The organism is Sunxiuqinia elliptica, assembly GCF_900113005.1.
Taxonomy (GTDB): Bacteria; Bacteroidota; Bacteroidia; order Bacteroidales; family Prolixibacteraceae; genus Sunxiuqinia; species Sunxiuqinia elliptica.
On the sequence record NZ_FONW01000001.1, the window covers coordinates 984,597 to 1,008,928 of the forward strand.

A 24,332-nucleotide genomic window follows, 5' to 3' on the forward strand; every position below is an offset into this window, starting at 1 on the left:
AAAAGGCTAACAGAAATAAACACATTTATTCATAAGCAGGAGGCGACAAGTTGCCAACACGACTTAACCAGGCAGTATAGCGTAAAACACTAGTATAAACGGGAAGTCGCTTGATAAACCGAAGTCGAAACGAGTGGTAAGATTTCCGAACGACTTCGGGGATTAGCCGAATGGCATCGGTTTTATTTTCTTCTTCGGCACTGTTTAAGTCGAGGGTAACATCTAATGTTTGCAGGTCGCATTGAAGGAGAGTATCTTCTTGCAAATCAGTATTTGATGTGCTAGTCCCAGCACTTGCTCCTAGAATTAGAATAAGCAATAGAAAAAAGCTACCGATAGTGGCTATTTTCAAAAGCCAATTTTTTTCCGTCTGACTCAACATGATGGGGCAAAATTAGAGAGAAAAACGATTCCAATTTTGATTTAAATGCATGAAAGAGGGGTTTTATTGGTGAATTTAAAACTGGATTAATATTAGATCGCCAGAAGTAAAGTGATCCAAATGATAAAAGTAATTTCTATTAAGTGATTGTTTGAGAGTGTTTTGTGTGTTTGATTGAGCAGGGAGGACTACCGCACTTTGCTTGGAAATACAGTAGATGATAGAAAATCGTTAGAATTGATCTTGCTTTTTCTGAAATAAGTCGGATTATTTTGAAAAAAATAGACAGTCTGATGAATGTTGGTTTTTCTGTCTGCTAAAACTCGTTAAATTTACGACATTAAGAATAGGACGATAAAACATAATCTATGAAAATATTTAAGTTTGGTGGAGCCTCTGTTAGTTCGGCTGATGCAATTCGAAATGCGGCTTCGATAATTGAACTTTTCCCTGACCAAAAAGTGATTGTGATTTCAGCGATGGGTAATACAACCAATGAGTTGGAGGATTTGGTGAAGAGCTTTTTTAAGCGAGGAAACCGTACCGATGCAATTTATGAAAAGATTAAAGAATATCATGCGGGAATCATTGCTGGCTTGGATTTGACTGATGAAGACTTGGTTTTAGTTGAGCAACTGTTTAACGATTTGAAGAAACGTTTACAGGGAATACCTTCCTTAAATTTTGATTACGAATATGACCAATTGATTTGCTATGGCGAGTTGATCTCAACGACAATAATTTCGGCTTATTTGAATAAACGGGGATTGACGAACCGTTGGATTGACATTCGTCAAAGCTTACGGACCGATGAAACTCACCGTGAAGCTGTGGTGGATTGGAAATGGTCTGGCATGTTGATTAATAATAGTTTTAATTTTCAGGAGGCTGACTTGTATGTAACCCAGGGTTTTATTGGTTCAACCAATACCAACCAGACAACAACGTTAGGACGCGAGGGCTCGGATTTTACGGCCGCCATTCTGGGGAATTTGTTGAATGCCGAAAGTGTAACCATCTGGAAGAATGTTCCCGGGGTGTTGAATGCAGACCCTGTTGATTTCGATGATACGGTGAAATTGGAGGAGCTTTCATACAAGGAAGCCATTGAGCTGGCCTATTCGGGAGCAAAAGTCATTCACCCGAAAACGATAAAGCCACTACGCAACAAACGGATTCCTTTGTTGGTTCGCCCTTTTGATGCTCCTGACCAAGCCGGAACAATGATTCACGATGTGGATTATCAGCTGGATTTGGTTCCTGTTTTTATTTTGAAAAAGAGTCAGGCGCTGGTTACCATATCTCCATCTGACTTTTCATTCATTGGAATTGATCAGCTTTCAGAGGTGTTTAGCCTGTTTAGAGCTCGACGAATCAAGGTGAACCTTATTCAGCAATCGGCCATCGACCTTTCGTTGTGTATCGATGAACCAGAAATTGGATTGGAGTCGTTAATTGTGGAACTGCGTAAGACTTTTGAGGTTCGTTACAACACGGGGCTGATCTTGGCTACCATCCGTTTTTACAATGATGATGCTTTGTGTAAGATGAAAGCTAAACGGCAGTTATTCCTGGAACAGAGAAGTAGGAGAACAGCACGTCTTGTATTGAAATAGACCACAATAATTCGAAGCTATAGAATCGATTGGGGAAGTTGGAACGAAGCAGAAGAGCTTTGAAACAAAATTAATTTTGGTGTTATAAGTTCTCAAATTATTGTATTTTTAGACTTGGCACGAATCCGTGCTTGTTTGAATCAAAAATCAGCAACATGGCTAAAAAGAAAAAAAACAAACTACTTCCCTTCGCTCTTGCCTTTTTGGTTGTTCTCATCATCGTATTGGTTGTTGGGAAAAAGAAAGGATGGTTTGGTAAAGACTTTGAAGTAAAAGTGACGACCCAGAAAGTGGTCAGTAAAACCATCACAGAGCTGATCACTGCCAACGGCAAGGTCCAACCGGAAACGGAAGTTAAAATCAGCCCGGATGTTTCTGGCGAGATTATCGTGTTGGAAGTGGAAGAAGGTGATGAAGTTGAAAAAGGCCAATTGCTGGTGGTTATCAAACCTGATATCTACATTCAGGCACTGAATCGAGCTGAAGCCAGCTTAAACTCATCAAAAGCCCGTTTGGCTCAAACCGAGGCCCAGATGATTGAGCGGGAACTGGCGTTTAAACGTACCCAAACCTTATACAAACAGGAAGCTGTTCCCGAATCGGAGTTTGAATCGGCTCAGGCAGCTTATCAGGTGGCTGAAGCTGAAGTTCGTGCAGCTGGATTTTCGGTCAAGTCAGCCGAAGCATCAGTCGCAGAGGCTCAGGAACAGCTGGTGAAAACGAAAATTTATGCGCCCATGAATGGAACCATCTCACGTTTGAATGTTGAGCAGGGTGAACGTGTTGTTGGAACGAACATGTATGCGGGAACCGAGATGATGGTTATTGCCAATCTGAACAAAATGGAAGTGAAGGTGGAGGTTAACGAAAACGATATCGTCAAAGTTTCGAAAGGTGATACTGCTTTGGTTGAGGTGGATGCTTACTTGAAGCGCAAGTTTAAAGGCATTGTTACTGAGATAGCTAACTCGGCCAACACGCTTGGAACTTCTTCAGATCAGGTTACCAATTTTGATGTGAAGGTTTTGTTGCTTCAGGAGTCATATCGTGATCTAATGGACAGCGCCAGCATGAGCTATCCTTTCCGGCCAGGAATGTCGGCAACAGTGGACATTCAGACCGAAACCCGCGAAGGTGTTATTGCAGTTCCTATTCAGGCTGTAACGACACGTGTCGCCGAGTCGGGAGAAGAGCAAGCAGGTGCTGATGACAAGGAGAAGGAAGAAGTTATTTTTGTTATGAAGGATGGATTGGCTTGGAAACAAGTTGTTGAAACGGGGATCCAGGACAATCAAAACATTGAAATTTTGAGTGGCATTACCGATGGCGATGAAATTATCACTGGTCCTTACAATGTTGTTAGCCGCACGTTAAAAGACAGTCTGCAAGTGAAAGCTGTTGACGAAAAAGAATTGTTTAAAGCTGAAAAATAGCCCGTTTCAGTAAAGCTAACTTATTGGCCGTTTTTGTAGTGCAGATGAACCATTCCAAGCTGTATTTCTTTACTGTGTTGGAAGAGCAATATTATTCCAAACTGAGCTTTATAATTCCTTTTGTTTCAAAATAAAAGAGATAGCAAAAAAGACTCTGAGTTCTCTGTGGTAAAAAAACAAAGTAACCACAGAGAACTCAGAGATAATGTATTGACAGAAATTTGTTGTATGTTCTTTGTATTGAATTGAGTATACAACAGTTTGTTGAGTTTGTATTGCTTTGCGGTCTTATTGCGGACGCTTGAAGCTGTTCCAGAAATCCGCTACGTATTCAGCATTTTCAAAATAGTCTTTGCCTGCTAACCGCTTTGGATTTTTTGTCAATGAAAGCACACTGGCTTTTCGGCTATAGCTGACAGTTCTGTTTTGAGTATCAAGATAGGTTTTATCGCAGTCGAGGTAACTCAGTGCGTATTTGCCTTCAAAAGGTTTGTAGGTTGCTGTGAGGTGATAATTTACCTGTGTTTGCTCATTTCTGTTGCTTGCCAGCGAACGGTTATGTGGATTGTTTTTGCTTGATTTAATAACGCATTCGTTGCGCAATATCTCGTAGTTGTTTTGGCTGATATACAGTTTGCCATCCAATTGAGTTGCATAATAATCTCCGGTATGCGCCAAGTTTGCTTCATGTGTTTTGTAGGAAATGATCCATACGGAGTCGCCATTAAACTGACTGACATTTTCCAGTTGTAGATCGTAGTCATTCAGAAGATCATCGTCCAAAATACCGTTTGCCAAGCGAACCAAATCCATTTCAGACAATTCTTCAAAACCTGTTTTTCCTGAAGGAATTGAGTAAGATTCAAAATTTCGTTTGACTTCAGTCACTTGAAAGTTCCGGTTTTTAAACCCATCTGTAATCGACGGAGAAGAGTAGCCTGTTTCATCAGTCATCTCAACAATTGCTTCCCGCTTTTGCTCCGGATCATTGCCTATTTGTTTGCTTTCAGAATAATAAACTTGGTAGCCAATTGGCCCTTTCTGAAAGTTCTCCGGGATCTTATTTGAAGCTGATTTGATCACCCGAAACAAGACTCGTGATTGAGCGGCAACATTCACATCATCAATGCTGTAAGTTTGCTCTTTTAGTTGAATGCTGGAGAACGATTTCTTTAACAGCTCGGGGATAGACAGTACCAGGTTTTCATAACCTACAGCCGAGAAAAAGAGTTGTTCTTTTTTGAATTCGTCTGGGACTTTCAGTTCAAAAAATCCTTCTGCATCACTGGCTGTTCCATAAAAAGTGCCTTCTACTCCAATATTGGTATAAGCAATACCGTCCTGGGTGGAAGCATCTACAACCCGGCCTTTGACAGACTGAACCTGTGCCCATGTGACACTACTTAGAAAAAGAAACAGAGATAGGAATAGAATTCGCATATTTGTGTTTTTTAAAAGCTCAAAGTTTTTTCTATTTTAGCTTATAACGCCAGAACAAATTTAATAGTACAATTTGAATAACATATTTCTGGATAAAGCGTTATTTAGCTGAATGACCAAAACAAACAAAAAAATACTAAAAATAAAACGGGCGATACAATAAGTTTTCTAAAAAGAGAAATGATTGAACGAGCTGTTTTGTTGAATATCATGAAAATTTTTTAAATAAAATAATATGCAAATCATCAGACTAATTATATGCGTTGCTTGCAGCGGAATTCTTTTATCATCTTGTGTTTCAAAAAAGAAGTACCTCGACATGGAATCTTCGAAGTTGCGGGCCGAACAAAGGGTACGTGATCTGACAACCGAGAATAATGCTCAGGCCGAGCGTTTGAAGCAGATGATTGCAGATTACGAGCAGGTGAAAACAGATTTGATGGCCAGCAATGCCGAAAAGGATGAACTGATTGGGAAACTGAATGGTGAAATCAACAACTTGTCGGTTAACGTGCAAGAGAAAGATGCGAATATTGAAGAGAAGATTTATGCTTTTGCCTATGAAAAACAGCGCCTGACCCAACAAGTTGATGAGTATAAAACGCAGGTGGAAAGTTTGAACAATGAAAAACAACAGCTTTCTGGTCAGGTGAAAAAGCTGAATGGTGACCTTGCAGAAGTTCGTTTTGACCTGAATCGTCAGAAAGAGGAGAATACCTCTTTGGAGCATCAGTTGAATAAGCGAGGGACTGAAATTGAGAAACTTTCGAAGCAATTGTCTACTGTAAAAGCTGAAGTTCAGCAGTTGAAAGTTGATATGCAAACCAAGGATGAGACCATTGAACGGTTGAAGAATAATGTGAGCCTATTGAAAAATGAGATTGGCAAATAACCGTTGACTCAACCCTTGTTTCGATAGAAGACCTTATAAATCAAAAAGAAAAATAATTCAAGCTGACAAAACTTTGTTCACTCGGTAGTTCGAGGTGAGGGAAGTTTTGTGGTATCACGCTAGCTTGGTAAACAGAAACTTTAATTTTAAAAACAAACAATGAGAAAATTTACGTATTTGCTGGCTTTGCTTTTGCTGGCCGGTTCTGCCGTTGCGCAGAAAAAAACCTCCCTGTTTAATGGTAAAAATTTGGATGGCTGGAAAGTACATGGCACCGAAAAATGGTATGTTGAAGACGGTCAATTAATTTGCGAAAGCGGACCGGACAAAGCTTATGGCTACCTTTCAACTGAAAAAAATTACGATGATTTTGAATTGGAAGTCGAATTTAAACAAGAAGCCAATGGAAACAGTGGTATTTTCTTCCGTTCTACCTTTGAAGGAACTAAAGTAAGTGGCTGGCAAGTTGAAGTTGCTCCTCCAAATCATGATTCAGGTGGTATTTATGAATCGTACGGAAGAGGTTGGATTTGTAAAATTCCAGATGAAAAAGAAGGTTACCTGAAAATGGGTAAGTGGAATAAAATGAAAATCAAATTGGTTGGTGGACACGTAACCACCTGGCTCAACGGCCATGAAATGTGTAACATGACCGATGAGAAAATTGCCGAAGGCAAAGGAAGTATTGCCCTGCAAATTCACGACGGTGGTGGTATCAAAGTTCGTTGGAGAAAACTTAAAATTCGCGAGCTTTAACCCAACGAGGGTAAGTTTATCCCTTTAATTTTACGAAAAAGGTCTAGGGCATACAGATCTGTCATGCCTGAAACAAAATCAATAACAGATTGCACCTTTTCGTAGGTGGTTTGATGATGTCCGCGGTACTGCTGCGGCATCATCGAAATCAACCGTTTCGAATAGCCTTCCTCCGGAGATAATATAGCTTCAATAAACGATTCCAGCAAAGTGCCGATAATTTGATGTCCGCTAATTTCAATTTCGATAACCGAACGGTGCTTGTAAATCTTGTCGATTGAGAGCGACTGAATTGTTTGCATTGCCTCATGCGACTGTCCCTGAATTTGATCGATCAATGAGCCTTGAAACGTTCCATCCATAATTTCTTGTTGGTTGGCTTCAAAAACCTCAATACACTGGTGCACGAGTTTGTTGATAACTCCGGCACGTAGGTATGCAATCCGTTCGTTGTGGTCGAGTACAACCTTAAAAGTAGCATCAATTTTTTGAAGTAAGTCTTTATCGTCCTGAGGATGGTAGAAATTGCGAAACAAATCACGCGTTTGCTCATAACTGATGATGTTGAGGCGGTGGGCATCTTCCAAATCCATTACCTGGTAGCAAATGTCGTCTGCAGCTTCAACCAGAAAAACCAAGGGGTGACGGGCAAATTTCAACGGATCAGCCTCAAGTTGTTTGATGTTTAACTCATGTGCAATGTCAAGGTAAATGTCTTTTTCAGATTGAAAGAAGCCAAACTTGGGCTTTTTGACATTTACTGATTCAAACGGATACTTGACAATGCTTGCCAAGGTCGTGTAGGTGAGCGCAAAACCTCCGGCCCGTCGACCATTGAACTGATGGCTTAGCAGACGAAAAGCATTGGCATTCCCATCAAAATAAACAAAGTCTTTCCACTCTTCAGCTTGGAGCATCAACTCCAGATTTTGGCCCTTACCATTTTTGAAATAGCTTGAGATTGCCTCTTCTCCGGCGTGTCCAAAAGGTGGGTTGCCCATATCGTGAGCCAAACAGGCCGAAGAAACAACAGCTCCCAGCTCTTGAAGTAGCGGGTTTGTTTCGCCTGACTCAATTAGCTTTTCGGCCAGTATATTTCCTAGCGAACGGCCAACACTGGCAACTTCCAGGCTGTGTGTGAGTCGGTTGTGAACAAAAATGCTGCCCGGTAGCGGAAATACTTGTGTTTTGTTTTGCATGCGCCGGAAGGGCGATGAAAAGATAATGCGGTCGTAGTCGCGTTGAAATTGTGTTCGGTTATATAAATCGCTTGCTTTTACAGTGGGTTTGCTTCCCAGGCGTTTACTTGATATTAATTCGTTCCAATTCATCTTATTGTAATTGTTTATTTTTAGCGACAGAACAATGTCTGGTCGTTTTAGTTGTCAGACAAAGGTTTCGCCTATTTCGTAACCCAACATTTGGGATGATTAATTTATTTCTTGCATCAAAAGTTTTTCGCGCTCTCTTCTTTAAGTAAGCAGTCAATGCCCGTTTCTGTTCAAAAAATATCAACATGATAATTCTTTAGTTCTCGGTCGAGTTGTTTGGCTCCCGGACAAACTGATTCAAGCAATTGCCAGAAGCTTTTGCTGTGATTTTTTTCTTTCGTATGAGCGAGTTCATGTAGCAAAACATAGTCAATTATCCGGTCTGGTAGTCGCATTAAATGTAAATTCAGATTGATATTGTTGATCGACGAGCAGCTCCCCCAGCGACTTTTTACATGTTTTACAAATACTTTTTCAAATTGAAATTGGTGTTGATCAGCTAACTGCTGAAGCCGTATGGGCAAAAAAACTTTGGCTTCCTGCCGCATGACTTCAATAAGCGTGTTGCGTATAAAATGCTGAATAGTTGGGTGTTGTTCTTCTTGATTTGACGGGATATTAATCTGAATGATGCCATTTCCTACAAAGCCTGATACTTTTGCTTGGGGGACAGGAACAATCTTCAATTCGTGAAACTTTGTTCGAAAAGAGCTATCTTGCTTAAAAACAGTTAAACCTGTCTTTATCTTCTGTTGTTGTTGTTGTATCCAGCCCGATTTGGATTTGATAAAATCGATAGCTTTACTTTCTGAGGCTAACACCGGCATGGAGACATGGGCTTGCCCATTCGGTTTTACCCGTAACCGTAAATAGCGGGAACGTTCATTTCGTACTAAAGTAACCTGACCTACAGGTTCAACAACGATCACTTTTTCGGCATTCATACACATGGATAATTGTTGACGAAGATAATCAATCCTTCAAAAATTGAACTATGGAACAAAAAAACGAAATTGAAGTATTTGGGACGATAAACAAACGGGAAACGGTTTTTACCATTGATGATAAGGTAGAACCAGGAACAATGGTTTTTGAGTCTCTTGAGCCTTTCCCGGGCTATTATCACGAAACTCCTTTCGACACCAAACCAATTTACATGTACGTTGTCCTGCAGGAGCACTATCCGCTGGAGAGCATTATTCGTGCAACGCAGGAAGTAGAGAAAGTATTTGATGAGAAGTTTGATGCAGGGAAAGGTTTTCTAACGATCTACAACACCACTTACAATGTCCTGCGGGTACGACACTTGAATCGATACGATTTGATTGGCACCTTACAAAAAGCTTATTCCGAAAATGGTATTCATTTTTCGGGAAAGAATAAGAAGAACTTGAGAGAAAAAGCGAATATTCGTGTGGTTAAATTCTTTAAGCTTGAAGAGATTTCATCGGGAATTTTCTTGGATAAGAAAGAACGGTTTCATGCGTATATTGAATTACCTGAACATTTTGAATGGGAAGCCTTTGATGATTTAAGCAACCGGGTGAAGTACAACTGGGAAGGCAGTAAGTTTGATGCAGCAGTAGGAGCTTTCTATCATCAGGGACGGTTGCGCGAATTTGTGCGTATTTACAGTAACAAGTTGTCCTTGGATTACTTGGAACAGATCAAAAAGCTGTATTATGAGAAAATGAAATAATTGAGTGATTCGATAACTATAAGCGGAAGTGTTTCTTCCGCTTTTTTTTGACTCTTTTTATCCATACTGTCCTGTCCCGTGCTGAAAATGATGTGTACGCGCACATTCTCCTTCAGAAGTTTAATTTTTACGGTCTTTTTTCCCTATCTTGGTCCTCTTTAAAGCCTGAATGTTTTTGCAGGATAGGTAGTTGGATGTTTTAAGTCATTTGCATTATACTCCATAAGTACTGAACAAGTTTATTGAACAAAGGTGGGCAAGGAGTCGCGCGAATGTCTGAAATAAAGGCTTCCTGTTTATGTGGGCGCCAACATATTTGGTGACGAGCAGGAAATTGGATTTTGGGAAATTAGAAATGTAGCGTTAAGCTAGTTTAGTTTTAAAGATATTGGGATTTTCCTGCCTGTGAGGTAGGTATTGAATGCAAACGAAATAAATAATTTTAATGAGATGAAGAAGGTATTGAGTCTTTTTATGGTTACCCTTGTTTGTCTTTCTTCTTTGAAAGCACAAGATCTAGGAGTACATCAGCAATCGAAAACTTATGAGTGGCCAGCTAATCCTGAAGTTCGGGAAAAGTTGGATCAATGGCAAGATCAGAAATTTGGAATGATCATTCACTGGGGCTTGTATGCTGTTCCAGGGATTATTGAATCTTGGGGCTTGTGTTCTGAAGATTGGATCAACCGCCCAGACAGTATGACTTACAATGGCTATAAAAGCTGGTACTGGGGACTGAAAGATGAGTTCAATCCAGTTAACTTTGATCCGGAGAAATGGGCCGAGGCTGCTGATCAGGCGGGGATGAAGTACTTGGTTTTTACCACCAAGCATCATGATGGTTTCAGTATGTTCGACACCAAACAGACCGATTTTAAAATTACAGCCGGACCTTTTGCCAATCATCCTAAAGCTAATGTGGCAAAGTATGTTTTTGAAGCTTTTCGCAATAAAGGTTTTATGATTGGTGCTTACTTTTCGAAGCCGGACTGGCATTCTCAGGATTTTTGGTGGGATAAGTATGCCACGGCAAACCGGAATGTGAACTATGATATTCGAAAACATCCTGAACGTTGGAACAGCTTTAAGCAATTTACGTTTAACCAGATTAGTGAATTGATGCATGATTATGGCAAAATTGATATTCTTTGGTTAGATGGTGGTTGGGTGCGTCCGCGCGAAACAGTTAATGAAGAAGTACTTTCCTGGGGAGCACCCATTCCGGAATGGGACCAAAAAGTTGATATGCCAGCGATTGCAGCTATGGCCCGTAAAGCTCAGCCAGGAATTTTAATGGTTGATCGTACGGTTCATGGGCCATACGAAAACTATCAAACTCCTGAGCGAAGTATTCCTCAGACTCAGTTGCCTTACCCATGGGAAAGCTGTATTACTCTGGGAAACAATTGGGGACATGTACCGAATGAGCGATTAAAATCACCCGATCGAGTGGTTCATGATTTGATTGAAATTGTGGCTAAAGGTGGAAGCTTGCTGTTAGGCGTTGGCCCAAAACCTGATGGAACAATTGACGCCGAAGTGGTAAAGCGTCTTCAAGCTGTTGGTGAATGGATGAATCAGAACGGAAAAGCGATTTATGGAACCCGGATAACCGAGCACTACCAGGATGGAGAAGTATTCTTCACTAAAGGAAAAAAGGGCGAACACTATGCTTTGGCCCGTATTGCAGAAGGTGAAGCTTTGCCAGAAACGGTAAGCTGGACCGGTAATCTTCCTGCTAAAGGAACAAAGATGACCTTGGTGGCTACCGGACAGCGCGTGAGATGGAAGAAGGATGGCGACCAAGTGGTTGTGAGTGTTCCTAAAGCTTTCCGGAAGAAACACAAAACATATCCGGCCTTGGCTTTTTCTTTTCAGTCTAACGACTAAATTTTTACGACTACTTAATAACTACGAATAAAGAATGATGAAGAAGTATTTGGTGACCATTTTGTTGTTGGTTGCATCGGTTGGCGTATTTGGTCAATCGATTTGGGAAGGCTATGAGCATCTTTTTACTCCGGCTCGCCATTATGTGGTGTATAAAGCAAAAAGTCCAATTGTAATTGACGGGAAAGCGGATGAACGAAGCTGGGTAAAAGCAGAATGGAGTGCTGATTTTGCAGATATTGAAGGAGACAAGAAGCCGCTGCCTTTGCATGAAACACGATTGAAAATGTTATGGGATGAGAATTACCTATACATTTTTGTAGAATTGGAAGAACCTCATGTTTGGGCTTATTACAATGAACGGGACCTGATTGTGTATCATGAAAATGATTTCGAGGTGTTTATTGATCCGGATGGCAATGCGCATGACTATTTTGAATTTGAAGTTAATGCAGCCAATACGTTGTTTGATCTGTTCATGCCAAAGTCGTACCGTAACGGAGGAAGACCTTTTGTAATCTATGATGCATTAGGCTTTGAAAGCCAGGTTTCTATTGAGGGAACGTTGAACAAGCCTGATGATGTTGATCAGAAATGGAGTGTTGAAATGAAAATTCCTTTTGCTGACCTAAGAACTGGGGTGACCACGGATGTCCCAACGGAAGGAAAGCAATGGCGGATTAATTTTTCCCGGGTACAGTGGCAAACCAAATTAGTTGATGGAAAGTACACTCGCTTGGTGGACGAATCGACCGGACGTTTGGTGCCCGAGTATAATTGGGTTTGGAGTCCGCAGGGAATTATTAGCATGCACGCTCCTGAAAGGTATGGTTTTATCCAGTTTACCGAAAAGGCAGCCGGAAGTCGCAAAGTAGACTTTCTGCCAGAAGTGGATCAGTTGCTGGTAGATTATACCTGGTTGATTTACTACAAACAAAAAACGTTTAAACAAAAGCACGGGCGCTATGCATCAAGCCCAGAGGAACTCGGCTTGAAAGCTGAATTGCCTGACGGAAAGAGTGGAACTGCGAAAGTGGAAGTTTGGTCAACTGTACATCAGTTTTCTGCGAAGGTTACGGGAAGCAAGGGGCAGTCTTTTTTCGTAAATGACAACGGTCTTTTTCAACGTAAAAATCCGTAACTTGATCGACCAAAGGGGTTTTGAATCATTATAAAACAGGGATACATGAAGAAAAGAGAGTTTATCAAATCATCATTACTTGCAGGAGCAGGAATTCTGAGCTACACAGGTTCTTCGGCATTATCTGTGAAAAAAGAGCAAAAGCAGACTGGTTATAAGCATTGGGTATGGGAACGCCCAAGAAAAGATGACGATGAGCAAATGCTTCTGAAGAAATACCAAGGCTTTTTCGACGCTGGCGTTCGGGGTATGTTCTTCGAACAGGATAGCGAGAAGCATTTTAAAATGGCCAAAAAGGCAGGGTTGGAAGCTCATCGTTGGATGTGGACCACCAATAGAGGTGAGAAATCCTTACTTGACGCTCATCCTGAATGGTATGCGATTAGCCGGACGGGCGAATCGTGCGCGACAAATCCTCCTTATGTGAACTATTATCGTTGGCTTTGTCCTTCGAAAAAAGAGGTTCAGGAGTATTTAAAAGAGCAGGTGAAAGACATTCTGAATAAGGATTATGTAGATGGAATTCACCTGGACTACGTGCGTTATTGCGATGTGATTTTGCCTGTTAATCTGTGGAAAAATTACGATATCGTTCAGCAGAAAGAGTTGCCTGAATATGATTTCTGCTACTGCGAAACTTGCCGTTCGAACTATAAAGCTGCTCATGGAGTTGATCCGCTTGATATTGAATATCCAGACCAAAGTTTATCGTGGCGGAATTATCGTTATGAGCAGATCAATAATTTGGTGAATCAATTGGCTGAAGTGGCCAATAAGCATCGGAAACCAATTACTGCAGCCGTATTCCCAACACCGGAAGTGGCCCGTCGCATCGTACGTCAGGACTGGACCAATTGGAATCTCAACGGGATTTGCCCAATGATTTATCATGGGTTTTACAAGGAAAATGTTTCTTGGATTGGTGAGGCCGTGAAGGAAGGTGTTCACTTCTTATGCGGACGGTTCCCGCTTTATGCTGGCCTATTTCTACCTGATTTTAAAGATAAGAAAGAGCTCCGTGAAGGAATTCAATACGCTTTGGATAATGGGGCTGAAGGAGTCTCATTATTTGGAAATATCGATGAAGAAACGCTGGCAGTTTTGAAAGGCTTTCGAAAATAGAAGTCGAATCAATTAGAATTGTATGAACCTTAGATAGAAGAGAGTACTCCTTGGTGAGTGCTCTCTTTTTTGCTTAATGGTCTTGGTATTGAATGTCTGATGGTCTGAAATTCCAACGATTTGTAATTAACAGTTGAGTTAATAAATCCGGTCGGTTAACGTACAGACTTTTTTGAATTGCTTAGCTGAGCCATCCGGATGATGGAGTTCGAGCAAAACAATGTACAGGCCAATGGGTGAGCGGCTGCCGTTGGCTTGTTTCCCATCCCAGATCCATTGGCCTTGAATGGCGGCAGGTTCGTTACGCAGAAGGTGATTGATCGGTAGACCATTTGAATCAAAAATCCGCAGGTTAGCCAGGTAGCCTACTTTATCCAATTGATAGTTAATTTGTAATAAGTCATTGTAGCCATCTTCATTGGGAGAGAATGCTTTTGGTTCCAACTGAAACGTCGTGGTTTTCACCGGAGAATTAGCAGACATGGCATTTTCAAAGCCGGGAGAAGCCAGCTGATGGCCATTCTTTCCCGATGTCCAGTTGCTTGGTTCTAAGGCGGATTCTTCAAATGAAATACGCTCGAGTGAGATTCCTTCTTCTTCAATGAGCAGTGGATGATGCATCTTTTCGGTGTAGTGCATTTCATCAAGCACCTGCATGGAGTCATTGAGAAGAACCACTTCTCCTGAGCTGTTATTTAGGGCCGGCATTTTGGTGACATCCAGAAAGCAAGAAACGCAAGTGGTTGAATAAAAGTTGAGAACCTGTTCTTGGTTTTCGCTGACAGCCAAGTAGGTATTGGGTGGAAATAATATGGGTTCCGAGCTGAGTTGTACGATCGTTTTTAGATTTTGCTGATCATCCCGATTGGCGATAAATAAATGGTCAAGCCGGATTTCTTTAGACGATTGATTGTAAAGTTCAACAAAATCAACACCTTCATCAAAAGGATTAGAAAGGACTTCATTGATTAGGAGATCTCCGGTTTCGGCCAGCTGATTCGGATCAACTTTTTCTGGTTCGTCACTCCAGACCCGAATGGCGTCTACAATAACTTTGTCGGAGGCATAGCTACTGTTGAGATGAATAATTAGCCGGATTGAATCTCCTTGAAGCTGGCTTTGGCTGACTACAGATTCTCCCCAATTCCCCTGGCTTAGACCATTGTTTTCAAAAAGCTTCTTTTCTCCTTGATCTAGCTGGTAAAAGGCCTCGACATATTTACGTTCGGGGTTATTGCCACTTCCTGTCTCTTTCGCTATCAATTCGCAGTTGACTGCTGTATAGCTGGCAATCGAAATCCAAGGTGATTGCCAAACTGCTTCGCCATCGCAGTCCAAAGCTTCTAATCGTCCGCCCGAAGTGCCAACTGTTTTGACATAATCCTTCTCGGATGTAAAGCTACATGCTTCTGCATCAAGCTGCCATTCAGTTGTTGGTGGCAGATGACTATGGATTGTAATGCCATCAGAGTCTCCCCAGAATCCAATTCCAGGGGTATTAAATTCTTCTTCCCAGATGGTTGTCCCTGGATTGTTAATTGTTAAGAAATTCAAAAGCAAAAAAAGAAAAACGCTATTTAGACCCCACATTGTGTGAAAAATTAAAAGCAAACTACTAATTTTGCGGACTTTATAGTATGTTCTGAGAGAATGTATTTAGTGTATTGAAATTAACAAAATTAATTAAATTATGAAAGTTGCAGTTGTTGGTGCAAGTGGTGCTGTAGGTCAAGAGTTTCTACAGGTCTTGGCTGAGCGTAATTTCCCACTCGATGAGTTAGTTTTATTTGGATCGGCACGTAGTGCCGGTAAAGAGTTCGAATTTAAAGGAAAGAAACTGACTGTAAAGGAACTGAAACACAATGATGACTTTAAAGATATTGATATTGCTTTAACATCGGCTGGTGGTTCTATTTCTAAGGAGTTTGCAGCAACAATCACAAAATATGGTGCTGTGATGATTGATAATTCCAGTGCTTTCCGTTATGATGATGATGTGCCTTTGGTAGTTCCTGAAGTAAATGCTGAAGACTCAAAAAATCGTCCGCGTAACATCATTGCCAATCCAAACTGTTCTACGATTCAGATGGTTGTTGCTTTGAAGCCGATTGAGAACCTGTCGAAGATTACCAAAGTACAGGTAGCTACTTATCAGGCAGCCAGTGGGGCTGGAGCACAGGGAATTGCAGAATTGGAGGAGCAAACCCGTCAGCTTGCAAATAACGAAGATCCAACTGTGGATAAGTTTCAGTATCAGTTGGCTATGAATGTCATTCCTCATATTGATGTATTTCTGGATAATGACTATACTAAAGAGGAAATGAAAATGAACTGGGAAACCAAGAAGATTATGCATACAGATACCGAAGTTAGTGCTACCTGTGTGCGTGTGCCTGTTGCCCGTTCACACTCTGAAGCGATTTGGCTCGAAACCGAAGATGAGTTAACGATCGAGCAAGTCCGAAAAGCGTTCAATGATTTTGATGGTTTGACGGTGATCGATAACCCTCAAAACAAAGAATATCCAATGCCATTGTTTGTTTCTGGAAAAGATGATGTTTATGTTGGACGTTTGCGTAAAGATCTAACAAATCCAAAAGGAATTACGTTTTGGTGCGTTGGCGATCAAATCAAAAAAGGTGCTGCCTTGAATGCTGTTCAGATTGCTGAGTGGTTGATTGCCAATGGTGAAGTTAAAAAATAGTACGCCCCACCATATCAACAAAAACGAAAAATCCCGAGGCAGTTGTCTCGGGATTTTTTTATACGAGTTAAAGGCTATTCTTCTTCATCATCTGGCTTGGTCCAGTCAATGTCGTATAAGAAATCGTTGTATGGAAAGCGAGTTACATGGATTTGTTTCACCTCTTCATACAAGGTCTTTTTGAACTCTTCAACATTGTCTTTTTCTGTAGCCGAAATGAATAGTGAAGGAGTATTGTTTTTGCCCATCCAGCTATTCTTTAATTCCTCAAGCGAAAGGTTCTCTCGCGTTCTGGGACTTAAATCATCATCATCTTTTTTGATGTATTGGAAGGCATCAATCTTGTTAAATACGTAGATGGTTGGCTTTTCGCCGGTCTCAATTTCAGAAAGCGTGGCATTTACGGTTTCAATTTGTTCTTCAAAGCCTGGATGTGAAATATCAACCACATGAACCAGGACATCAGCTTCGCGCACCTCATCAAGTGTCGATTTGAATGACTCAACAAGTCCGTGTGGTAGCTTTCGAATAAAACCAACTGTGTCGGCCAACAGGAATGGAAGGTTGCCAATGACCATTTTCCGGACAGTGGTATCCAGTGTGGCAAAAAGCTTGTTTTCAGCAAAAACTTCTGATTTTGCCAGCATATTCATAATCGTTGATTTGCCTACGTTGGTATAACCTACCAAGGCAACACGAACGAGTTTTCCTCTGTTTTTTCGTTGTGTGGCTTTCTGTTTGTCAATCTTTTGAAGCTGAATTTTAAGTCGAGCAATCTTATCTAAAATAATCCGACGGTCCGTTTCAATCTGGGTTTCCCCCGGACCACGCATACCAATTCCTCCTCGCTGTCGTTCCAGGTGGGTCCACATTCTGGTCAGGCGAGGTAACATGTATTGGTATTGTGCAAGTTCAACCTGAGTTTTTGCGTGAGCTGTTTTAGCTCGTTTGGCAAAAATATCTAGGATGAGGTTGGTTCGGTCAAGCACTTTGCACTCCAAACTTCGTTCAATGTTTCGGAGTTGCGTTGGGCTTAACTCATCGTCAAAAATCACTGTGTCAACTTCATGAACTTTAATGAAATTTTGAATTTCAATCAACTTTCCAGATCCCACAAAAGTGGCAGGATTAGGAACATCAAGTCGTTGGAAAAAGTGTTTTTTAACTTTGGCGCCAGCAGTATCAGCCAGAAATTCCAGCTCATCCAGATACTCTTGGGCTTGCCGTTCATCTTGCTCCTGGTTGATTAGTCCTACTAAAACAGCGGTTTCTTGTACTTTGGCGGTTTCTATCATTCAGTTTTTCAAGTTAATCCATAAAAAAACCTGGCCCCGAAGAAACGGAACCAGGAATTTTGGTCTATTAAAAATCGTTATTGTAATACAAAGCTAATTGGAACCGTGTAAGATACTCTTACTGGTTTTCCTCTTTGTTTTCCAGGTTTCCATTTTGGAAGGTTGTTTACGACTCGAAGGGCTTCTTTGTCCAACGAAGCATCAACACCACGAGCAATACGTGCATTTTGTACACTTCCGTCTTTATCTACAACGAAATTTACGTATACTTTTCCTTGGATACCATTTTCCTGAGCAATTACAGGATATTTAATGGCGTTGGCAATAAATTTACGCAAAGCTAATTCACCACCAGGGAATTCAGGCATGTCTTCTACAATAAAGAAAACTTGTCCTTCTTCTTCCTCCTCTTCTTCTTCTTGAATTACAGGAGCTACGTCAATAACAGTCTCATCGTCTGCTTCCGTATCTTGAATTTCCAGTTCGTCCTCGATCTCAACATCATCTTCAACGATGTTAAGCACCTCAACAACCTTTGGTGGTGGTGGCGGTGGTGGTGGTTTTACTTCTTCTTGACGGGTAATAGGGATAATCTCATCTTCCACTTCCTGCTCAGCCACAGTACCTAATGACGCGGCTTGTTCTACTTTCGTAGTCCATTCAAAGGCAAGCAAGCAAAGACCTAGAGCTACCACTAACCCTATCTGAACAAAAATATTTCTTTTGCTCTCAAGATCGGCTTTCGGTGATTTCTTTAGTTCCATAATTCAGTTTTAGAAGTTTTATTCTGTCCAAAAACAATTTTTTCATTTGAGGGCTTAAAGATAGAAAATAATCTTCAAAATCAAGAGTTGAAATCTTAAATTATTCTTGGCCCGTTATGAAATAGCGTTTATTGTAAAACAAAGCTGATTGGTACGTTGTAGGATACGCGAACCGCCTTACCTCCTTGTTTACCAGGCCGCCAATGGGGCATCTTGTTAACCACGCGCAATGCTTCTTTATCGAGCGCTGGGTCAACCCCTCGAACCACGCGTGCGTCGCTTACTTGGCCATTTGAGTTGACAATAAAATTGACAAAGACTTTTCCTTGTATGCCATTTTCTTGGGCAACAACAGGATAGTTTACGGTGTTTCCAAGAAACTTTACCAAGGCTTCCATGCCTCCCGGGAATTCAGGCCATTCGTCCGGGAAAAAGATGACCGGATCAGCTTCAGTATGCTTATCATCTTCCCGGTTCGCAATTAGTTCGTCGACATTAATACCTTCATCTGTTACTTCTGTATCAAAAATATCAAGGTCCTCATCTTCTATTTCAGTATTGTTGTCAACGACATCAAATTCCAAAACAGTTTGGATGGGAGGGGGAAGTTCTTTTTTTTCTTCCTTGGTTAGTGGGATAATGATTTCATTAGGAACTTCCCATTGGACTTCGGCAAGCTCTTCGACTGGCTTGACATGCGTTTTCCACGAAAAGGCAAACAAGACTGAACTAAGGGCTAAGACCAGCCCAAAACTTAGAAATAATGAACGTTTGTTTTCCAGATTGGCTTTTTCTGTTTTTTTAGTTTCCATGACTTTAAGTTTAAAAAGTGAATGATTAATTCAATGGCTAAACCTTGAAACACAAAAACTAAACCAAAAAAGGAGAGCAAGATGTTAAATGAAATAGAAAGAGAGACTATACAATTGTATTGCTACTGTATTAATATTGTCTGAAAGCTAGGACATCCGTAGAAATGAACCGGTTTTTATACCTTATTAATTAGCGTTGATTTTTTACAAAATTACTGGGTGTTTCTCCGGTGACTTCTTTAAAAACCCGGTAAAAAGTTGATCGGCCTTTAAAACCGGAATCAACGCCAACCGATTCAAGTGAGTAGCTTGATGGAAGTTCTTCGAGAAGTTTGATGCTATGATTGATACGATGACGGTTGACAAAGTCATAGAAATTTTTGTAGCCGGCATTTTTTATGATCGAAGTAATTTTGTACTTCGCAATTCCAAGTTCGTCGGATAGCTTTTGAAGGGTAAGGTCCTTTTCTAAATAGAGTTGCCGCTGGTTGAACTGTTCTAAAAAGCGATCGTTTTTCGGCAAACAGTCTTCGGGGGCTAATTCATTTTGCTCATTGCGAACTGTTTTCTTTTGGATAGACGACAGGCTTTCTCCAATAAATGAAATATCGGGTTGAATAAGCGAGTGGACAAAGAAGTAAAAACCGAAAAAGATTAAATAGAGAAATGATATAATAAACATGAGCTGGTTGGTGTATAGCCCAAAAAGGTCAATTCCGGCAAAGATGCACTCAATCCCAAAAATTACGGCAGTTTGTCCAATCCATTTAAGGTTTCGGTTATTAATTTCGGAAACCTCGTTACGCATGGCAACCGAATACTGTTTGTAGAGGAAATAGATTAGAAAGGTGTAAACAAATGCCTGGGTAAATCCAATGATCCGGGCACTAACCGATAGTAAATTGTAATAGAAATTGTTTTCAATAAACATCTCCATGTAACGGGTGCTCTCATAATCAATTCCGTACATAATTTCTTTGGAATGATTAGGAGCCACAGCTAAACTAAGAATAAGTTCTGCGAGTGTCGGAAGCAGATGCAAATACTCACTTTTTTTAAGCCTCTTGTCCGGATCTCGGAGTTTTTTGAGGTATAAATAATAGAGTGGAAGCAGGGAAACTTTTAATGGCGCGGTAATATAGGCAGCATAAGTAATATCTAAATGAAAGAAAAAGAGGACTGGGGGTAAAACATGTGCGGCCTTAATCATGAAGTTGATATACAAGTAAGAAAGGCCTTTCTTCTTAAGCTTTTTGGAGACGTAAAATAGAATGATTGAAAAAGAAAAATAGAGAATGAATATGATGAAAAGTATCGCTGTTTGAGCGTTCATTTAAGTTTGTTTTTGTCAGGTTTGGTCGCATATTCCTTCCTTTTGCTTAAGGAATATGCCAAAAATAATTATAAAGACAGTTAATCAAGGTGGTAAAGGGCTATAGTTATAAACAAAAGGCTTGTGAATACTGCACTAGATCGCTTTTCATTTCTTGACTAAGAGTTCTATCCCGCTATTGCGATCCAGTCTTTATTTCGATGTAGTGAACAAAAAATTGATGAAATCAGGATGTCTTTCGATTTAGTGAGACTAGCTTAATGAACTTAGGGTCACGAGATAATTAGAATTAGTCTTTCCTTTACAATAAGTAATCACAAGGGGTATGGTTTGCATGCTCAAAAGTCTAATTTATCAGTTTGCTATGGAAAATTTAGGGAAAAGAACGTTTATGAAAAATGCTGAAAAGTTATTTTTCTACTTGCTTTTAGTTGTTGTTTTAGCTCCTTCTTGTAAGGAGGAAGATGAGCCTACCGAAACTAAGCCACAACTAAAATTCATTTCGGAAGAATATAAACCATTTAATTATATCGAAAACTCGCTTCCTGCAGGATTGGCTCCGGAACTATTAAATGAGATTTGCAGTCAATTGAACCTGGATTGCGAAATCAATTTCATGAGTTGGGAAGAAGGCTATCGCGAAACATTACAGACTGATAATGCCGTGCTCTTTTCAACAGCTTTAAATGCTAAGCGTAAAGATCAGTTTAAATGGGCTGGTCCAATCGCATCGCTCGACTGGAACTTTTATGCTGCAGTGCCAAATTCCATTAGCATAAGCAATCTGGAAGAGGCTAAGTCAGTCAGCACAATTGGAGTTATTGCCGATTATGCCATCGAAGAGTATTTGGTTGAGCAAGGATTTACGAACCTGCAATATTGTGTCGATATAAATGAGGCAATCGAAAAATTATTGAGTGGGGAGATTAATCTCTTTCCATCCAACACTTATGCAATTAATTCTGCATTGGAAAAAGCGGGGGAGTCGGTTTATGCGGTCACCTCAGAGTTTACGATACAAACAGAGTTGCTCTATTTTGCTTTTAATAAAGGTGTTTCGGATAATATGGTTTACAATTTTCAGGATGCGATTAACCGCTGTAAACTGAATGGCGTACTGAAAAACCTAAGTCAAAAGTATTTAAATAAGTCTGAATTCCCTGATTTTGTGCAGGTTTATACCGAGGCATATCCTCCACTTACCTTCATGGATAAGAATGGTGAAGTTACAGGTTATGGAACGGATATCGTGAAAGAGATTATGAAACGAAATGGCGTGAACTTTCCGATTAAATTAACATCGTGGAGAAATGGTTATCAACTGGCTCTTAATAATCCTTGGGTGTGTTTGTTTACAATGGACCGAACACCGACTCGAGAAAATAGCTTTCAATGGGTAGGACCAATAGGAACCAACACGACCTGGATTTATACGAAGGATGGTGCTAACCTAACAATTGAGTCCCTTGAGGATGCCAGAAAATTAGAGGCGCTAGGAACAGTTAGCTCTTGGTTTTCCACCCAACATTTGCAAGAACAGGGATTTACAAACTTGGTTTACGAAAGCGATCCAAAGGTGTTAACAGAGAAGTTGATGAGTGGACAGATCGATGCTTTTGTATGCACTGATATTACTTTCCCGGATATTCTGAAGGACTTGGGCTACACTTACGAAGATGTTAGACCAAGCTTTTCTGTAATGGCTTCTGATTTTTACGTTACCTTCTCCAATGGTACTCCTCCGGTAATTGCTCAGCAAGCGCAGGCAACTTTCGAAGCAATGAAAGCTGATGGCACTTACCAAGCGATTCAACAAAAATGGTTTTCCGAAATCAATAACGACTGAGTTAGATGACTAATTTAATACCCAGAGAAATGAGACGTTTTATAGAAGTTTGGTTGGTGATGGTTGCTGTTGTTTTTCTTTTTTCTGCATGTGAGAAAGATGATGAAGATCTTAGTAAAACCAATAGAATTGAAGAGCAGCTAACAGCCAATGAAAATATGACTGCAGATGATTTGGGGGAGTTGGGTGTTAGTTTGCTTAAGTTGCATGATGGCGTTGATCCTAAATCAGTGACTGCCGAAACCGATGCGTTTGACTTTATTGAAACAGTTGCTGTTGATCCGGATGGGGTGTTCACTTTTAGTGATTTGCCCAATGGCAATTATATGATCGCATTAACTGAAGGGTTTGTTTTTCCAGATGAAGGCTTGGTTTCTCTTTCTTTAACAGGGGGGATGGTTGCTGAGCTTGAAAGTCGTGACAGGCTCCATTGTTAAGCTTTTTGATGAAGATATTCGTGATTATATCGAAGACTTTTCACAAGGGGCCTTTATTCCGGGAAGTTTCTATCGCTCGATGGAAGAAGGGAAAGCAGCTTTCTTAAGGAATGAAGAAGTCATGACGGGCAAAAAGGTGTCAACTACTTTGTTGAATGTGGCAATAGAAAAAGAAAAGGCTTATTGGGAAAACAAAGAGTAGTCATGCAAAAACCGTATCGATTTTAAAAGAATGGAGGTTGAAAGCAAGACTTTCTTCAATCGAATTTGAAAATTGTGTATTGGCATTGCTTTGTGGATTAAAAATATTTATATATTTGCCATCGCTTATGGGGGATTAGCTCAGTTGGCTAGAGCGCTTGACTGGCAGTCAAGAGGTCACCAGTTCGACTCTGGTATTCTCCACAAGATTTGAAGCTGTACTCTTTAGTGCAGCTTTTTTTATTACTCTCTTTTAAAACAACTACCGCTTAAGTTTGCCGTTGGCTGTTCTGGGTAACTGATCAATAAAGCGAACCAGCTTTGGTTGTTCGTACTTGGAAAGGTGTTGCTCACAAGTTTTTTTGATGGCTTGCTCCAATAGCGAATCAGCTTTCCCTTCAATCATGAGAATGAGTTGCTGTCCCAAAATTTCATGAGGAAGCGAGGAAATAAAAAAGGGCTGAGAGATAAAAGGCTCGAGTTTCTTTTCCAGCTGTTCTGGCGAGAACTTGATGCCTCCTGAAATGATAACATGATCTGCTCGTCCTAGAATCCGAAAAGATTTGTTGTCTTTTAGCTCTGCCAGATCTGTCGTTTGCAGAAATTTGTGCTCCAACCCGGGCATGTGTATTTGTAAACAAGCTTGTTCCGATAAAGCGACAGATATTCCTTCAAGACAATAGTAATAAGACGAAAGTGTATTACCATTGAGTTTGCGCAGTGCGATGTGGGTGGCTGTTTCCGTCATGGCATAGCTGGAATAGCATGCTGTATTTATAGTTTGCAGCTTTTCTTCCAGTTCCTGGGGAACGGCCGAACCTCCAATTAACAAATAATCCAGGTGCCAACTTTCTCGCGGGAGTTGCAAGACTTTATGCACTTGGTTAACTACCATGGCTGCAAACTTAAATTTTGTATTTTGAAGGATGCTGAAATCGCTGGCTGGATCAATTGCAATAAGGTCTAGTTTCCCGAGCAAGGCTCGTACTAGCATCAACTTGCCGGCGATATAGCGACTCGGTAAGCAGTGAAGCACTTGGTCCCCTTCTTGTAAATTGAAGAAATGAATGGTGCGCAGTGCACTGGCCGCCACAAACTCTTTCTTTAACTGAATAGATTTTGGAGTTCCCGTACTTCCTGATGTTTGGACCTTGATTACGGAAGATGAATTGTACCATTCTTTTATAAACTCAAGCCATTCTGCCTCCCAACTTTCGTTTTTTGAAGAAGTTGTCAGCAACGAATCAATACTTGTTCGCTGACCATTGAGTGTGATATGACTTGGGAAGAGTTCCACT

At 40.6% G+C, this 24,332-nt stretch carries 22 protein-coding genes and 1 tRNA gene; 13 read left to right on the top strand and 10 right to left on the bottom strand.

Annotation, left to right across the window (positions count from 1 at the left end; translation table 11 throughout):
• Nucleotides 1–25: 25 nt before the first annotated feature.
• Nucleotides 26–352, bottom strand: a complete 327-nt coding sequence (locus BM156_RS03930) for a hypothetical protein (protein ID WP_139218205.1) — start codon at nucleotides 350–352, stop codon at nucleotides 26–28.
• A 398-nt stretch (nucleotides 353–750) separates the two neighbouring features.
• Between BM156_RS03930 and BM156_RS03935 the strand changes: the two genes are divergently transcribed.
• Together BM156_RS03935 and BM156_RS03940 are read left to right on the top strand one after the other, a co-directional pair.
• Nucleotides 751–1,998 carry an aspartate kinase gene (locus tag BM156_RS03935; protein WP_093918502.1) on the top strand — a complete coding sequence of 416 codons (1,248 nt, stop codon included), beginning with the start codon at nucleotides 751–753 and terminating at the stop codon, nucleotides 1,996–1,998.
• 155 nt (nucleotides 1,999–2,153) lie between these two features.
• Nucleotides 2,154–3,431 (top strand): efflux RND transporter periplasmic adaptor subunit, encoded by a 1,278-nt coding sequence (locus BM156_RS03940; protein WP_093918503.1) that lies wholly within the window; start codon nucleotides 2,154–2,156, stop codon nucleotides 3,429–3,431.
• A gap of 288 nt (nucleotides 3,432–3,719) precedes the next feature.
• Here BM156_RS03940 and BM156_RS03945 read toward each other — a convergent pair whose 3' ends face one another.
• Nucleotides 3,720–4,871 (bottom strand): carboxypeptidase-like regulatory domain-containing protein, encoded by a 1,152-nt coding sequence (locus BM156_RS03945; RefSeq protein WP_093918504.1) that lies wholly within the window; start codon nucleotides 4,869–4,871, stop codon nucleotides 3,720–3,722.
• Nucleotides 4,872–5,190: 319 nt separating this feature from the next.
• Between BM156_RS03945 and BM156_RS03950 the strand changes: the two genes are divergently transcribed.
• Together BM156_RS03950 and BM156_RS03955 are read left to right on the top strand one after the other, a co-directional pair.
• Entirely contained in the window at nucleotides 5,191–5,763 is a 573-nt protein-coding gene (locus BM156_RS03950; protein WP_093918505.1) for a coiled-coil domain-containing protein, read from the top strand.
• A gap of 159 nt (nucleotides 5,764–5,922) precedes the next feature.
• Nucleotides 5,923–6,519, top strand: coding sequence for a 3-keto-disaccharide hydrolase (locus BM156_RS03955; protein WP_093918506.1), 597 nt, complete (start codon nucleotides 5,923–5,925; stop codon nucleotides 6,517–6,519).
• On the opposite strand, the gene BM156_RS03960 is transcribed toward BM156_RS03955, so the two are convergent.
• Together BM156_RS03960 and BM156_RS03965 are read right to left on the bottom strand one after the other, a co-directional pair.
• Nucleotides 6,516–7,850 (bottom strand): deoxyguanosinetriphosphate triphosphohydrolase, encoded by a 1,335-nt coding sequence (locus BM156_RS03960; RefSeq protein ID WP_093918507.1) that lies wholly within the window; start codon nucleotides 7,848–7,850, stop codon nucleotides 6,516–6,518. The genes BM156_RS03955 and BM156_RS03960 overlap by 4 nt on opposite strands.
• 170 nt (nucleotides 7,851–8,020) lie before the next feature.
• Nucleotides 8,021–8,734 carry a M48 family metallopeptidase gene (locus BM156_RS03965; protein WP_170846850.1) on the bottom strand — a complete coding sequence of 238 codons (714 nt, stop codon included), beginning with the start codon at nucleotides 8,732–8,734 and terminating at the stop codon, nucleotides 8,021–8,023.
• A gap of 50 nt (nucleotides 8,735–8,784) precedes the next feature.
• On the opposite strand from BM156_RS03965, the gene BM156_RS03970 reads away from it, so the two are divergent.
• The 4 genes from BM156_RS03970 to BM156_RS03985 all read left to right on the top strand — a co-directional run bounded on the left by BM156_RS03970 (nucleotide 8,785) and on the right by BM156_RS03985 (nucleotide 13,642).
• Nucleotides 8,785–9,489, top strand: a complete 705-nt coding sequence (locus BM156_RS03970) for a hypothetical protein (RefSeq protein WP_093918509.1) — start codon at nucleotides 8,785–8,787, stop codon at nucleotides 9,487–9,489.
• Between the two features lie 450 nt (nucleotides 9,490–9,939).
• A complete protein-coding gene (locus BM156_RS03975) occupies nucleotides 9,940–11,379 on the top strand; it encodes an alpha-L-fucosidase (RefSeq protein ID WP_093918510.1) in 1,440 nt (479 codons plus the stop codon).
• A gap of 34 nt (nucleotides 11,380–11,413) precedes the next feature.
• Nucleotides 11,414–12,520 carry a carbohydrate-binding family 9-like protein gene (locus tag BM156_RS03980; protein ID WP_093918511.1) on the top strand — a complete coding sequence of 369 codons (1,107 nt, stop codon included), beginning with the start codon at nucleotides 11,414–11,416 and terminating at the stop codon, nucleotides 12,518–12,520.
• Nucleotides 12,521–12,565: 45 nt separating this feature from the next.
• Nucleotides 12,566–13,642 carry a family 10 glycosylhydrolase gene (locus BM156_RS03985; RefSeq protein ID WP_093918512.1) on the top strand — a complete coding sequence of 359 codons (1,077 nt, stop codon included), beginning with the start codon at nucleotides 12,566–12,568 and terminating at the stop codon, nucleotides 13,640–13,642.
• A gap of 138 nt (nucleotides 13,643–13,780) precedes the next feature.
• On the opposite strand, the gene BM156_RS03990 is transcribed toward BM156_RS03985, so the two are convergent.
• Nucleotides 13,781–15,232 (bottom strand): T9SS type B sorting domain-containing protein, encoded by a 1,452-nt coding sequence (locus tag BM156_RS03990; RefSeq protein ID WP_093918513.1) that lies wholly within the window; start codon nucleotides 15,230–15,232, stop codon nucleotides 13,781–13,783.
• 100 nt (nucleotides 15,233–15,332) lie between these two features.
• On the opposite strand from BM156_RS03990, the gene BM156_RS03995 reads away from it, so the two are divergent.
• Nucleotides 15,333–16,346 carry an aspartate-semialdehyde dehydrogenase gene (locus tag BM156_RS03995; RefSeq protein WP_093918514.1) on the top strand — a complete coding sequence of 338 codons (1,014 nt, stop codon included), beginning with the start codon at nucleotides 15,333–15,335 and terminating at the stop codon, nucleotides 16,344–16,346.
• Between the two features lie 74 nt (nucleotides 16,347–16,420).
• On the opposite strand, the gene hflX is transcribed toward BM156_RS03995, so the two are convergent.
• The 4 genes from hflX to BM156_RS04015 all read right to left on the bottom strand — a co-directional run bounded on the left by hflX (nucleotide 16,421) and on the right by BM156_RS04015 (nucleotide 20,550).
• Nucleotides 16,421–17,641, bottom strand: coding sequence for a GTPase HflX (gene hflX, locus BM156_RS04000; RefSeq protein ID WP_093918515.1), 1,221 nt, complete (start codon nucleotides 17,639–17,641; stop codon nucleotides 16,421–16,423).
• Nucleotides 17,642–17,718: 77 nt separating this feature from the next.
• The gene (locus BM156_RS04005; RefSeq protein WP_093918516.1) at nucleotides 17,719–18,405 is read right to left on the bottom strand and encodes an energy transducer TonB; all 687 of its coding nucleotides are present in this window, start codon (nucleotides 18,403–18,405) and stop codon (nucleotides 17,719–17,721) included.
• A 128-nt stretch (nucleotides 18,406–18,533) separates the two neighbouring features.
• A complete protein-coding gene (locus BM156_RS04010; protein WP_093918517.1) occupies nucleotides 18,534–19,217 on the bottom strand; it encodes an energy transducer TonB in 684 nt (227 codons plus the stop codon).
• 190 nt (nucleotides 19,218–19,407) lie between these two features.
• Nucleotides 19,408–20,550 carry a helix-turn-helix domain-containing protein gene (locus BM156_RS04015; protein WP_093918518.1) on the bottom strand — a complete coding sequence of 381 codons (1,143 nt, stop codon included), beginning with the start codon at nucleotides 20,548–20,550 and terminating at the stop codon, nucleotides 19,408–19,410.
• A 391-nt stretch (nucleotides 20,551–20,941) separates the two neighbouring features.
• On the opposite strand from BM156_RS04015, the gene BM156_RS04020 reads away from it, so the two are divergent.
• The 4 genes from BM156_RS04020 (at nucleotide 20,942) to BM156_RS04035 (ending at nucleotide 23,238) form a co-directional block, all read left to right on the top strand.
• Entirely contained in the window at nucleotides 20,942–22,396 is a 1,455-nt protein-coding gene (locus BM156_RS04020) for a substrate-binding periplasmic protein (RefSeq protein ID WP_170846851.1), read from the top strand.
• A gap of 29 nt (nucleotides 22,397–22,425) precedes the next feature.
• Nucleotides 22,426–22,833: a peptidase associated/transthyretin-like domain-containing protein gene (locus BM156_RS04025; protein ID WP_093918520.1), complete on the top strand. Its 408-nt coding sequence runs from the start codon at nucleotides 22,426–22,428 to the stop codon at nucleotides 22,831–22,833.
• Nucleotides 22,814–23,035 carry a hypothetical protein gene (locus BM156_RS04030; protein WP_093918521.1) on the top strand — a complete coding sequence of 74 codons (222 nt, stop codon included), beginning with the start codon at nucleotides 22,814–22,816 and terminating at the stop codon, nucleotides 23,033–23,035. Before BM156_RS04025 ends, BM156_RS04030 begins: the two co-directional genes overlap by 20 nt.
• Before the next feature lie 129 nt (nucleotides 23,036–23,164).
• Nucleotides 23,165–23,238, top strand: a tRNA-Ala gene (locus BM156_RS04035).
• A 58-nt stretch (nucleotides 23,239–23,296) separates the two neighbouring features.
• Here the strand turns inward: BM156_RS04035 and BM156_RS04040 are convergent.
• Nucleotides 23,297–24,331, bottom strand: coding sequence for an AMP-binding protein (locus BM156_RS04040; protein ID WP_212733403.1), 1,035 nt, complete (start codon nucleotides 24,329–24,331; stop codon nucleotides 23,297–23,299).
• Nucleotide 24,332: the final 1 nt, after the last annotated feature.